11 protein-coding genes are annotated in these 14,001 nt (G+C 40.5%); 9 read left to right on the top strand and 2 right to left on the bottom strand.

The window, feature by feature from the left end:
• Positions 1–87: 87 nt before the first annotated feature.
• Complete coding sequence (locus CWC16_RS07430; protein ID WP_138541076.1) at positions 88–2,592, top strand: S9 family peptidase; 2,505 nt, start codon at positions 88–90, stop codon at positions 2,590–2,592.
• Between the two features lie 33 nt (positions 2,593–2,625).
• Here the strand turns inward: CWC16_RS07430 and rrtA are convergent, their stop codons facing one another.
• Complete coding sequence (gene rrtA / locus CWC16_RS07425) at positions 2,626–3,216, bottom strand: rhombosortase (protein WP_138541075.1); 591 nt, start codon at positions 3,214–3,216, stop codon at positions 2,626–2,628.
• Between the two features lie 97 nt (positions 3,217–3,313).
• Here rrtA and ggt point away from each other — a divergent pair, with 97 nt between their 5' ends.
• The 3 genes from ggt to CWC16_RS07410 all read left to right on the top strand — a co-directional run bounded on the left by ggt (position 3,314) and on the right by CWC16_RS07410 (position 7,810).
• The gene (ggt, locus tag CWC16_RS07420) at positions 3,314–5,092 is read left to right on the top strand and encodes a gamma-glutamyltransferase (protein WP_138541074.1); all 1,779 of its coding nucleotides are present in this window, start codon (positions 3,314–3,316) and stop codon (positions 5,090–5,092) included.
• A gap of 142 nt (positions 5,093–5,234) precedes the next feature.
• The gene (locus CWC16_RS07415) at positions 5,235–6,929 is read left to right on the top strand and encodes an NAD-dependent malic enzyme (RefSeq protein WP_055017630.1); all 1,695 of its coding nucleotides are present in this window, start codon (positions 5,235–5,237) and stop codon (positions 6,927–6,929) included.
• Positions 6,930–7,081: 152 nt separating this feature from the next.
• On the top strand, positions 7,082–7,810 hold the full coding sequence (locus tag CWC16_RS07410) for an SIMPL domain-containing protein (RefSeq protein ID WP_138541073.1): 729 nt from the start codon (positions 7,082–7,084) through the stop codon (positions 7,808–7,810).
• A 1-nt stretch (position 7,811) separates the two neighbouring features.
• Here CWC16_RS07410 and CWC16_RS07405 read toward each other — a convergent pair whose 3' ends face one another.
• Positions 7,812–9,164 carry a DUF2254 domain-containing protein gene (locus CWC16_RS07405; protein ID WP_138541072.1) on the bottom strand — a complete coding sequence of 451 codons (1,353 nt, stop codon included), beginning with the start codon at positions 9,162–9,164 and terminating at the stop codon, positions 7,812–7,814.
• A 119-nt stretch (positions 9,165–9,283) separates the two neighbouring features.
• Between CWC16_RS07405 and CWC16_RS07400 the strand changes: the two genes are divergently transcribed.
• The 5 genes from CWC16_RS07400 (at position 9,284) to CWC16_RS07380 (ending at position 13,725) form a co-directional block, all read left to right on the top strand.
• Complete coding sequence (locus CWC16_RS07400; protein WP_138541071.1) at positions 9,284–9,658, top strand: MAPEG family protein; 375 nt, start codon at positions 9,284–9,286, stop codon at positions 9,656–9,658.
• A 12-nt stretch (positions 9,659–9,670) separates the two neighbouring features.
• Positions 9,671–10,300, top strand: a complete 630-nt coding sequence (locus tag CWC16_RS07395; RefSeq protein WP_138541070.1) for a sulfotransferase — start codon at positions 9,671–9,673, stop codon at positions 10,298–10,300.
• Between the two features lie 75 nt (positions 10,301–10,375).
• Positions 10,376–10,948: a MiaE family protein gene (locus CWC16_RS07390; protein ID WP_138541069.1), complete on the top strand. Its 573-nt coding sequence runs from the start codon at positions 10,376–10,378 to the stop codon at positions 10,946–10,948.
• 183 nt (positions 10,949–11,131) lie between these two features.
• Entirely contained in the window at positions 11,132–13,051 is a 1,920-nt protein-coding gene (locus tag CWC16_RS07385) for a secretin GspD/PilQ domain-containing protein (protein ID WP_138541068.1), read from the top strand.
• Positions 13,048–13,725 (top strand): tetratricopeptide repeat protein, encoded by a 678-nt coding sequence (locus CWC16_RS07380; RefSeq protein ID WP_138541067.1) that lies wholly within the window; start codon positions 13,048–13,050, stop codon positions 13,723–13,725. Before CWC16_RS07385 ends, CWC16_RS07380 begins: the two co-directional genes overlap by 4 nt.
• Positions 13,726–14,001 lie beyond the last annotated feature (276 nt).

Genomic DNA, 14,001 nt, shown 5'->3' with positions numbered 1-14,001 from the left:
AAATGTGTTATTCATCTTAAAAAATTGCAATAACTCAAGTGCTTCTGCTTAAATACGGTTCAATTATAATAACCGTTCAGAAGCACTATGATTTTTAACTTATCGTCATCAAAAACATTAGTAGCGCTTGCTGTAACCTCAAGCATTATGCTTGCAGGTTGTAGTGCTACCGCTAATACCTCTTTATCACAGCAAAGCGCTTTACCAGCAAGTCCCGTTGCAGCGGTTGTAAACACACCTGCTGATGCTGGCTCACACAATATTACCTTAGAACAAGCCATGGCAAACCCTGATTGGATAGGTAACCAGCCTAAAAATGCCTACTGGGCAAGTGATTCAGCTAGCATTATTTATGCTCAAAAGCAGCAAGGCAGCACCCTAAACGATATTTATAGCCAACAAATTAATAGCAAAAATGCTCAACAGGTATCACTGGATAAGCTACATACCATAGGCGCTTCTAAAGCGGTTTATTCATCTGATAGAGCACTTCAAGCTTATACGTTTAAAGGCAATGTTTTTGTTAAAAACCTAACGACAGGTGAACTTAAACAAATAACGGCCACCTCTGCAACCGAGTCTAAACCACAGTTTTTAAATAATGGTGATTTAGTTTACCGCCAAGGTAATGTGTTTTTTAAAGTTGATTTAAAAACAGGGCTAACTTCAGAGCTTGTTAACTTAAAATTGGCAGATGAACCAAAAGGGTTACAAGAGCCAAGTAGTTACCTGGCCAAAGAGCAGCACAAGCTAATTGAATTTGTGGCGCTACAGCATAAAAACAAACAGGACAGTCAAACACGCAATGAGCAAATAAACGCGCAAAATAGCTCTATTGCTAACACTGCTTTTTACTTAGGTGATGGCAACGTCATTAAAGAAGCTCAGCTATCTCCAAACGGCGATGCTTTAATTGTTGTCCTGCAAAAGCAGCAATCTTGGCGTGATAAAAGCGATATTATGCCCAACTACATCACCGATGATGCCACCATTGAACCTAAAAAAGTGCGCCGTCGTGTTGCTGATGCAAAAGAGCAAACATCACGTGTAATACACATTAATCTTGTAGATAAAACACAAACGCCACTGAGCTTTGATACGCTACCGGGCTTTGATGAAGATGTTTTAGCTGAGGTTAAAAAAGAAAACTACGCGCGAGAGGGTAAAACGTATAAATCTAAAAACTCACCACGTGGCATTAACTTAATTACTAATTGGGGTTTAAACCAAGCCCCCATAGTATGGAATGATGACGGCACGCAAGTCGCTATTATGCTAGAAGCATGGGATAACAAAGACCGCTGGATAGCCACAATCGACTTTGATAAAAACCAGCTTGTATCGCAGCACCGCTTACATGATGATGCGTGGATAGCTTACGCATTTAACAATTTTGGCTGGTTACATAATTCAAACACCTTATATTACCTCTCAGAAGAATCGGGCTATAGCCAGCTTTACAAAAAAAACCTTAATGGCAAAGCAACCGCTTTAACGAGTGGCCAGTTTGAAGTATCGGACATTACGTTAACTCATGATAATAGCGCTATTTATTACAAGGCAAACGTAGAGCACCCAGGTATTTACGAAATTTACCGTGTTAACCCGCAGACTGGTAAAAATGAGCAAATTACTGATCTAAACGGTATGACCGACTACACGCTAAGCCCGGATGAAAGTAAATTGCTGCTTAAGCACTCTAAAATTACAATGCCAACAGAGCTTTATGTTGCCGATGCTAAAGCCAATACACAGGCAACACGTTTAACTTATACGGTGTCAGATGAGTTTTTAGCTAAAAAGCTCACCGCACCTAAAATTGTTGCTGTGCCATCGAGTCATACCGACCAGCCAATTTACGCAAAAGTGTATTACCCAAGTGACTATGTAGAAGGTGAATCAGGCAAAACCCGTAAAGCGGTTATTTTTAACCACGGAGCAGGGTACTTACAAAACTCACACATGGGTTGGTCTGTGTATTTCCGAGAGTTTATGTTTCATTCATTACTTGCCGATGAAGGCTACATAGTGATGGATATGGATTACCGCGCTTCTAAAGGTTATGGCCGCGATTGGCGTACTGCCATTTATCGTCAAATGGGCACACCTGAAACGCAAGATTTAGCAGATGGCGTAAAATGGATGGCGCAAAACGCCAATGTTGATACTAACGCAGTAGGTACATACGGTGGCTCATACGGCGGGTTTATGACCTTTATGGCGCTATTTACTGCACCTGAGCTGTTTCAATCGGGGGCAGCACTTCGTCCAGTAACCGATTGGGCGCATTACAACACCGCTTACACGGCTAATATTTTAAACCACCCTGATGTAGATCCCATTGCTTACGAGCGCAGCTCGCCTATTTATTACGCTGAGGGGTTAAACAAGCGCTTATTAATTAACGCACCTATGGTTGACGATAACGTGTTTTTTCAAGACTCAGTTCGTTTAGTACAGCGATTAATTGAACTTGAAAAACAAAACTTTGAAACGGCTATCTTCCCTGTAGAGCCACATGGCTTTGTGCAGCCATCAAGCTGGTTAGATGAATACCGCCGTATTTATAAGCTATTTAAAGAAACCCTGTAAATAGCTTATAAAACGTATAAAAACGCCACTTAATTAAGTGGCGTTTTTATTTTTTAAGTAGCTAGTTAACAATGGAAAGGCAAGCAATGTGCCGCCAACAGCGCCAATTAAATGTGCATCAATAGCAACGGTTGAATCAATTAATTGACCTATAGTGGCATCGGGACCGTTTACTTGCTCCATTATTATTTTTATCCACACGCCTATAAATAATAAATAACCCGATTTAAGCGACAGGGTAATGTCTTTCACCGCTCCCCAAATAATGACACCATGCAATAGGGCACTTAACCCCGTATATATAGATATGGCAGGGCAAAACCATAATACGCCGAGTCCACACCAAAGGGCTAAAAAACACACATTAAAGGCATAACGCCCAGGCGATGTGTATTCACCATGCAGTAACCAAATTAAAAATACACCTAATGCGTTTAACCCTAAGTGCACCCAATTAGCATGTACAAATTGGCTGGTAAACATCCGCCAAACTTCGCCGTTTTCAATGAGCGCTCGGTTAAATTCAAGTAAATTATTTAAATCAAATGCAGCAAAAACAATACTAAAAAGCATCAAAAATAATGGTGGAAGTAAATAACGAGGTTTAAGCGGTAAATTAAGCATTTTATTGTATTTTTTTAGTCAAAATTTTTGCATATTGTGCCCGTTTAACTTTAAGATGCCAAATACAACTACGTAATTAAGTGTTTTTAGTATTTTTATGCATTTTAAACTTAAGTCATTATTTACTATTGGTTTGTTTGCAGTAACGCTGCCAACAATAGCCAAACAACCTACCAAAGTAGAGATCCGCGAGCCAGAAGCCACCACCTCAATTGTACAAAAGCAATTAGTCACGGGTGAGCAATACATGGTGGCCGCGGCCAACCCTTATGCCTCGCAAGCAGGGCAGCAAATTTTAGCCAAAGGCGGTAGCGCAGTCGATGCAGCAATTGCAACGCAATTAGTCCTTACCTTAGTTGAGCCACAGTCGTCGGGCATTGGTGGTGGTACATTTATGATGTACTACAACAAAGCCGATAACACACTCACAAGCTTTGATGGCCGTGAAACCGCACCACAAAATGCAGACGAAAATCTGTTTTTAGATAAACACGGTAAAGCCGTTAAATGGATTGAGGCGGTTGTAGGTGGTCGCTCTGTGGGTGTGCCTGGTATTTTGCACGCCTTTGCAAACGCGCATCAACAATACGGTAAGCTTGCTTGGAGCGAGTTATTTAAACCCGCTATTAAACTGGCCGAGCAGGGTTTTGAGGTGTCGCCACGTTTACACGGGTTATTGGCTCGCCAATTAAACCCAGGTGTAATGAGCATGCCGGTGATTAACGAGTACTTTTACCCTAATGGGAAGTTAATTAAAGCCGGTACTATTAAAAAAAATCAGCCTTTAGCAAATTTATACAAAGACATTGCTAAACGAGGCATTGATGCATTTTATAAAGGCGACAACGCTAAACAAATGGTAAGCGCAGTGCAAAATTCAAAAATTGCACCGGGTACATTAAGCGAATCAGACCTGGCTAATTATAAAAGCAAGCAACGCGATGCTGTGTGTATTAAATACCGTGCTTATAATGTGTGCTCTATGGCCCCACCTAGTAGCGGAGGTGTAGCGGTATTACAAATTTTAGGCTTACTTGAACACAAAGACATAAGTGCGCTTAAGCCTAATAGCGAAGAGGCAATTCATTACTTTAGCCAAGCCTCACGCATAGCATTTGCCGATCGTAATATGTACATGGGCGACCCTGATTTTACGCAAGTGCCTACCAAAGAGCTGTTAAATAAAAAGTACATTGCATCACGCGCCAAGCTTATTACTGAGCAAGACACAAAAGCAGTAGCAGGTAACCCCGTAGGCTATTTAAGCTACGCAAAAGATGATTCTTTTGAGTTGCCATCAACATCACACGTATCTATTGTAGATAGCTTTGGTAATGCCGTATCTATGACCAGCTCAATTGAAATGGCGTTTGGCTCAACGGTGATGGTTAATGGCTTTATTTTAAATAACCAATTAACCGATTTTGCGCTTTCGCCACGCATTGACGGCAAATTAGTAGCTAACCGTGTTGAAGCGGGCAAACGCCCACGCAGCTCTATGTCGCCGGTAATGGTATTTAACAACGACGGCAGCTTACGTTTAGTGGTTGGCTCGCCAGGTGGCAGCCGTATCATTGATTATGTGGCGCAAGTGGTTATTGGTGTACTGGATTGGAACTTATCGGCCCAAGAGGCGATTAACCTGCCAAGAACCACCAACCGTAACGATTACACAAGCCTTGAAAAAGGCACCGCGCTTGAAGCCATAGCACCGCAATTAACTAAACGCGGCCATAATGTGCGTGTACTTGATTTAAACTCTGGTTTACATGCGGTAGAGGTCAAAGATAATAAATTGTATGGCGGTGCCGACCCGCGTCGCGAAGGGGTTGCTTTGTCGGATTTAACTGACAAAAACGCCACTATCAAATTTTAATTTATGTATAATAGCCATGCAGGCAGTGAGGCCTGCATGTGTTTTCTCTCAATGGTCTGACAAGCTGAATTGTCATTGCAATTTAACCTTTTACAATGATAATGGCAGATCATAACTTAAGACTCCGTTAAAGCCTGGAAATATGACAACTAATACTGATCCTAACTACCTTTATATTCCTTACTCTGGCCCTGGCCTAATTGAAACCCCGCTTTTAAACAAAGGCAGTGCGTTTAGTAAAAAAGAACGCGAAAACTTTAACCTTGCCGGTTTGCTTCCGCCACGTTTTGAAACAATTGAAGAGCAGGTTGAGCGTTGTTATCAACAGTATTCAAGCTTTAACGATAACTTAAACAAGCATATTTACTTACGTGCCATTCAAGATAACAACGAAACGCTATACTATCGTTTAGTGCGCGATCACCTTGAAGAAATGATGCCAATTATTTACACGCCAACCGTTGGCGATGCGTGTGAAAAATTCTCAGATATTTACCGTAGTGCACGTGGCTTATTTATTTCGTACGAAGATCGCTATCAAATAGACGATATCCTGCGCAACGCTACCAAAGGCAAAGTAAAAGTAATAGTGGTTACCGATGGCGAACGTATTTTAGGCCTAGGCGATCAGGGTATTGGTGGCATGGGTATTCCTATTGGTAAATTATCACTTTACACAGCGTGTGGTGGTATTAGCCCAGCGTACACATTACCTGTAATGCTTGATGTAGGTACAAACAACGAAAAGCTTCTTAACGACCCTATGTACATGGGCGCACGTCATAAGCGTATAGCGCAAGATGAGTATGATGAGTTTTTAGACTTATTTATTAAAGCAGTTAAACGTCGCTGGCCAAATGTATTACTGCAGTTTGAAGATTTTGCACAGCCAAACGCTATGCCGTTACTTAAACGCTACCGTAACGAAATTTGTAGCTTTAACGATGACATTCAAGGTACAGCAGCGGTAACGGTAGGCTCTTTATTAGCAGCGTGTCGTGTTAAAGGCTCAACCCTTAGCGAGCAAAAAGTAGTATTTGTTGGTGCAGGCTCAGCCGGGTGTGGTATTGCTGAACAAATTATTAGTCAAATGGTATTTGAAGGCATTAGCGAAGCACAAGCGCGCAGCCAAGTATTTATGGTTGACCGTTTTGGCCTACTAACAGAAGGCATGGAAGGCTTACGCGACTTCCAACAAGCACTAGCACAACCAAAAGCGGCTTTAAGTGATTGGACTTACAGCGGCGAATACGCTTCATTATTAGATGTAATGCACTGTGCAGCACCTGATATTTTAATTGGTGTATCGGGGCAACCGGGCTTATTTACTGAGCAAGTTATCCGCGCTATGCACTCAGGCTGTGAGCAACCGATTATATTCCCATTAAGTAACCCATCTAAGCAGGTTGAAGCACACCCAGCCGATGTTATTAAATGGACTGAAGGTAAAGCACTTGTAGCAACGGGTAGTCCTTTTGAGCCAGTAGAATTCAATGGTGAAGAGTTCCCAATTCCACAATGTAATAATAGTTATATTTTCCCAGGTATTGGTCTGGGTGTAATTGCAGCAAAAGCAACACGCATTACTGATGCGATGCTGAGTATGTCCAGTGAAATGCTTGCTGAGTCATCACCTCGTGCAAACACTGGCAAAGGCAGCTTATTACCTGCACTTACCGAAATTGAAACATTAAGTAAGCGTATTGCATTTGCAGTAGCTAAAAAAGCAATCGAAGAGGGCGTAGCGCTAGAGATTAGCGATGATGCACTGTGGGCTGCTATTAACAAAAACTACTGGTTACCTAAGTACCGTAACTACAAACGTTGTAGCATTTAATTACGCTGAGTAACGTAAAGTAAATAAGGCTGAACACTGTGTTACAGCCCGTTATAAAAAACAGGCAATTGCCTGTTTTTTTTGTGCTTGTTCATTTATTGTTAACCACGTAGGCTCTTTAATAGAGACAACGAAATACAATGGATAATGCAATGAAAACACACATTCTTATATTAAGTAGCGCAATTGCCTTAAGTACCTTAAGCCTTGATGCGCATGCAAACTCAACGCCTAACGCACCACATATTTATGTTAAAGGTGAAGCAACCATTACCACTATGCCTGATTACGTACAATTAAGCGTAGGCATTGTAGAAATAGATAAAGACCTAATTGATGCTAAAAACAAAGCCGATAAAACCATGGCCAAAGCAATTAAATTAGTAAAAGAGCTGGGTATTAAAGACGCTAATATTAATGCAGGGCATATTTCTATAAATCGTGAAAGCCAATATAACCGCACATCGGGTAATCAAGAGTTTAAAGGCTTTAGGGTATCACGCACGTTAAGCGTTAAACTATCTCAAATCGAAAAATACCCGCAGTTGTTACAAAACTTAGTAAATAATGGCATTAACCAAATAAACCAAACTCAGTTTTTAGCGAGTAATTATGAGGAGCTACACAAACAAGCTCAAAAGCTGGCCATTAAAGATGCCCGTAAAGCCGCCAAAGAATTAAGTACAGATTATGGTGTTGAACTAAAAGGGCTGTATACGGCGTCACTTAGCCCTATGAATATATCAGCACAGCCTTATGCACGTGCAGAAAAAACCATGATGGTAGCAGATAGTGCACCAGGAAAATTTGTACCTGATGCGTATCATGCTGGAGAAATTAAAGTGACCGCATCAAGCTATGCCGTTTACTTTATAGATTAAGCTACGCTTTGTGGCGCTCAAAACGCGCCACTAATTTTTTACCTTCTTGTTCACTTATACGCGCTATGGCATTTAACATATTTGTTATTTCTTGTCTGTCGTATTCATTACTTACATGCTCATTTATGTCATCGACTATGGCGATTAAGTAATTAAATAGGCTGTTTCGTGCATCTTCATCTTTATGCGCCACAAACAATATATTTTTAAAGGCTTCTAAAACGTTCGTCATCACATACGCATCCGCTTTTGCGTAATTACGCAGTGGCGTAAAATTATCATGTAACAACTCATCAAAACTGGTTTCGTGTATAAAGAGAAGCGGGGCGTTGTCGCTGTGTTTAAACGAATAGTTTATATCGTTAAGCGACAGCCGCTCAATTAATAAAATACTTAGCATATCTATCGATTTAACCGCTGTTCCGGGATCATTTATACCTGGGCTCATCGCTTTTACGGCAATTTCTGAAATTTGCGTTAAACCATAACGGTAATGATCGCTAATGTACTCTTCTATATAAAAAATAAAGCAGTCTAAAATTTTAGCGATAAGTTCTTCGTTGTTAGAAATGTCTTTATCGCATTTTAAAAACGGATAGCCTTTAACGGTAAAATAGCCTTGGTTTACCGAGATATACACCCGAATGTCTTCCTCGGCTAATATGGCGCATAATTTATCTGTATGCACCCCTTTGTAATACCCTTCGGTCGTACTATTAACTGAGTGCCACTGTGTAAAATCAGGAAAGTAGGAGAATGGCTTTTCTGATTGCCTATCAACAATGGCTTTAATTTCGCGTTTTGTTTGGCTAAATAAACCATTAAGTACATTATCTACTTGAATAGCTTTAGATATTGAATGAATAAAAAATACAAACAAACCAAGCGACACTAAGCCAAACACCAAAGACAACAACACCCCCAGCGATGGAATAGCGGTATCACCACCTTCAAGCTTATTAATATTAATGAGCATAATAATTGAGTAAATTATGCTGCCTAAATAAAAGCCCAATACCATTTGATGCGATTTGCGGGTAATAAGCCCAGGTACCACTCGTGGTGATAAACTGGCACTGGCAGAATTTAATACCACCATCACCATAGAAAAACTAAATACGGTAAGCGAAATAATACTACCCGCTAAGGTGCTTAAAATAGTACGGGCATTTTCTGCGCTATCTACTAACATCACAGATATAAACGATTTAAGCTGCTCTACAGGTGCAATATATTCTAGCGACATGGTTAAAACAGCAAAAAGTAAAAAACCAACAGAAAGTACAGAAGGATAAAAGCCAATACTGTTGATCATTTCACGGTAGCGGTCGGCTACTTTGCGTGGGACAAACATAAATTCCTTTAATTGCATTATTAAGTTCAACTAATACACACTTTAGCATACTTACTAAGTAAACTTATGATTGTGCAAAACTATGTTATTATTGCCAAAAATAAAAACAGGACAACACCGTGATAATCTCAACGTATGCTGCGCTTTTAGCGTTTTATTATATTTACTTAAGTTTTAATGTGATCAAAGTGCGCCGCAGTGAGCAAGTGTCTCTGGGCGATAACGGCAACACTAAATTACAACGTGCTGTACGTGCTCACGCCAACTTTATGGAATACGTACCTTTTGCGGTTATTTTACTTTTTTTAGCCGAATACCAAGGCCTTGCCAGCCATTATTGTAATATTTTAGGTGGCGCATTATTAATAGGGCGCGTGTTTCACAATTTAGGCATAGTTGAAAAGAACCTTAAATATCGCCAAATTGGGACTATTGCCACCTTTTTAGTAATGGTTATTAGTGCCTTTATATTGCTTGTAACACGAAATAGTTAAGCAATAGCCGTTATGAGTAAACTATTTATAATTGGACTTCCTCGTACAGGCACCACGAGTGTATGCCACGCTTTTTTAGATTTTGGCATTGCCACAGCGCACACCGCGTACACCGCGTATTGTTTTGAAAATGCCACAGCAATAGCCGATACCCCTGTATTTAATGACTACAAAGCATTAGATAACCATTACCCCGGCGCTAAATTTATCTATTTAGCCCGTGATAAAACAGCTTGGATCCCCTCTATTAGGCAATTATTGCTGCGTATGCACACTAATTTAGCGCGCCCAGATGGCGGGTTTAATATTCATATTAAACGCTGTTACTTAACAACCTTTAATGACTTAACCATTGATAACATTAACAATGATGATTATTTATCAACGTGTTACGACACCCATTTAACACAGGCGAGGGAGTATTTTAAGCACCGTAATAACGATTATTTAGAAATTGATATAGCTAAGCCACAAAGTTTTGCTCAGCTCACTGCGTTTTTGGGTATTAAAACCGAGCGCACAGCCTTTGAAAAAATGAATAGTGGTGGCAAAGTGACCGCCTGGAACGATATAAAACACCCTTTAAAAATTGACTCAACAGCAAAAGGGCGCATAGATAAGCATTTACCTTATTTGCGATAATTTTGCGCTAGGCTGCAAGATTTTTACTTGCAAATACGCTAAAATCCTCGCATATTTTTTTAAGTAGTACAAAAAATGTTTGAATTGAAATACAACACCCCATTTGAATGGACCAAAGCGGTTTTAGCCGACTTTAATACATTTTTACAAGACCACGCCGCTGCTGAAAAAAAGGCATCGGGCATGGCTATTTCTATGCTGTCTCATTACCCAGACAAACGTAAATTGGTAAAAGCCATGACCGATTTAGCGCTAGAAGAATTAATCCATTTTAAACAAGTGCTTAAACTGCTTATTGAACGCGATACAAACTTAGGCGATGACAAAAAAGATCCGTACATCAAACAAATACGTGCTTTATTTAGACATGGCCGCGATGGATTTTTAATGGATAGATTATTGGTCGGCGGCGTAATAGAAGCCCGTGGCCACGAGCGCTTTTCATTGGTTGCCCAAGCATTACCAGAGGGTAAAGAAAAAGACTTTTATGTAGCCATAGCTAAATCAGAAGAAAAACATAAAAACTTATTTGTAGAGCTTGCGTACGAATACTTTGATAAAGAAGAAGTTGATGTTCGTTTAGAAGAGCTACTAGTCGCTGAAGCCGAAATTTGTAAAAGCATTCCTTTTACTGCCGCACTGCATTAATACTTTTGGCACAAAGCACTGCTTTGTGCCTTCTCTCCTAAGTTCATTTGCATTTTGCAAATCAAAATACTAAAGCCGCCTGTGCTTATATCTCCAATCATTTTAATTTATTGAATTTAAAGCTAAATATTTGCTGGTCTTAAACTTGCTCTGTTAATTCAACGCATACTTGAGGACGCGCATATGTTTAAAGCCATTATTTTTGTAATACTTTTTTTACCGTGCTGTGTATACGCCAAGCAAAGCAATTTAAATTACATAGAAAACGCCAATGGCGATAGAGTAAAAAAAGTATCCCACTTAGTTAAGTGGACCCATACTCGCTTTGTATTTAACCGCGATATAGCACGTGTTGCGCTAGGCCACGAAACCACACTCGATGTAAACGTAGTAAACGGGCGCGAGCTGTTAATTTTAGCTAAAAAGTTGGGCCGCACCTCTATGATGGTGTGGTATGACGACAACACATCAGAAACATTTTTACTGGGTGTGACCGAAGACTACAGCGTACTTGAAAATGCCCTTAACGATATTCATCCCAACTTAGCGCTCACTATCGCACCTGATAGACACGCGGTAGTACTACGTGGCGAAGTACCTACGCTTAATTATCGCCATGCAGCCCACGAAGCGGCAAAAAACTATTTATATGCAAGTAGCTCGCAATCGGCGCAACCTGTTATTACCTCTGCGCCTAACCAAGGAATGTTTAATTCTTTAGCGCAGCGTTTACAGGGCATGGGTAATTTAAACAATGGCTTAGCACAAAGCTCAAGTAAAGTAGCGATTATTAACCTTATTAAAGTTACGCAAGCGCCAAAGCCTAAGGAAGCGCGCATAGCGCAGGTGTTAAAATCGATGGGGGCTGACAAAGTAACTGTAAAACGTATTTCGGTTGATGAGTTATCAAACGATGATAACGATGTGTTTATGCTCAGCGGCACAGTTAAAAATCAAATTGAACTGGTGCGTTTGTTAAATACCATCAATAAATTATTTGAACCAGAGCAAGCAAGCCAAGCACCCACATCGGCACTAGATCCAAACGGGCTTATCAGTAGCACAACGCAAAACGAAACAAGCGCTATTGAAGTACTCGCAAATGAGTCTGGCGGGTTATTAAATGGCGATTCCGGCCTGACTTTAAGTAATGTAAATTCAAACGTAGCGCGGGCAACTTTGCTTTCGGTGGCTAAAGGTAAAGTGCTATCAAGCATTGAAGTAGAAGACTTACCTCAAGTGAGGGTGTCGGTGCAGCTTTATGAAGTTAATCAGCGCCGCTTAAAGCAATGGCGTCCAGATATTAGTGTCCTTTCTAATGGGTATAACAACGAGCAAGGTTTATTTGGCCTAGAAGGCATGAATGCCCGTGAGTCTGGCTCAGCATCAATAGAAAACGCACTGCAATTAATTGGCGGACAATTAACAAATAACTTGCAGTTATCAACCTCGCAATTTGCCATTGATATGTTGTTTTCTTTGCTAGAGCAAGAGGGAATTTCAAGAACGCTTTCGCGGCCTACACTTACCGTACTTGCAGGCGAAAGCGCGGTATTTAAAGTTGGCGGCGAAGTGCCAGTACCTACAAGCTACAGCCCATCTGGCGTTACCAGCGGGCAACAAGGTAATAGCGGTTCAGTGTTTAGTGGTACTGAGTTTAAATCGTTCGGCGTTGAGCTCAATGTTCGTGCTTTAGTGGATAACAAAGACCGCATAACCCTTGATTTAAATCCGGTTATTTCATTGCCAGACACCACACTCACAGCAGAAATAGCACAAAGCACCGGCACCAGTTTAAACAGCAGTGCATTTAATACGCGCAGTATGCAAACATCTACCCGTTTGCAAGACGGGCAACCTTTAATTATTGGTGGATTAATTAGTACAGATAACAACGCTAGTCACGACTTTGTACCTGATGCAAACGGCGAGAGCCTGTTTGGTAAATTAAGCGAAACAACCAGTAAAAGCGAAAACAGCCGCGAGTTGATTATTGTGGTTACCCCTAATTTAGTCCGCGAGCCGGTTAATAATTTACGTGTGTGGCAAACAGTTGATTTAGATAGCCAAATGGCCAGTTTTATACAGGAGCAAGGGTTATGAAAATAATATATATCGTTATTTTACTGAGTATATCGGGCTGCGCACATATAGATTATGCGCCCAGTGTAAACCCACATACTGCACTCAGTGAAATTGTTACTAAGTATGCACTAAACAGCAGTGATTTAACTTGTGAAGGGGTAAGCGCGGTTAATTGTTTAGCCTTAGTGCATGAGCTTAATCAGTTAATGCTTGAGCACCCAAACAATAAGGTTATTTTATCTGTATCAGCTTATGCGCTGTATAAAAGCGGACGAGCTAATCAGGCGCAATCGGTAATAAACAAGCTTCTTAATTTACCTAATCCGCCTTTAAACGCGCTATCTTTAGGTATTAACTTGGCTATTGAGCAAGGCAATTTAGCCAAAGCAAAACAAATTGCCCAGTACGCTATTGATGAATTTGGTACTGAGGCTTCACCGTATTTACAAATGGCCTCTATTTATTATGCGCAAGGGCATTATGTTATTGCAGCTAACTATTTAGAGCTTGCCTATAAATTTGGCACGCAGAAAAGCCATTATTACTATCATAAAGGGCTAATAGCTGAGGCGACACCTGATAACGCATTGGCGTGTCATTATTATAATGAGGCAATAGGTTTTGATGCGCAGCACAGCCAAGCCACAGCGCGCTACGCGAAGCTTTCGGTACTTGGTAATTGTAAAAGTTAAGGCCGCGAGGCCTTTTTATTTTATTAAACTACGCACTCCTTAATTAAACCCGCTCATAAAAAGTAAAAACAACGTACCTACCTAAACAATTAAAATAGCCTTACTCGGCGTTGTTTAAACCTATCTCGCTTTGTTCATCCCCCCATCTAATTGCTCGCCACTCTTAATTTAAAAGCTTTGTATAAATGAGTAACAGCTTGCCTTTTAATTAATTTCTGCTTGCGTTGTAACGCACTTTAATAATGATTTGCAAAATGCGAATCATAACAAGGATAA

This window comes from Pseudoalteromonas sp. S3776 (genome assembly GCF_005886915.1).
Classification (GTDB): Bacteria; Pseudomonadota; Gammaproteobacteria; order Enterobacterales; family Alteromonadaceae; genus Pseudoalteromonas.
This window is presented reverse-complemented; position numbering and strand designations above follow the sequence as displayed.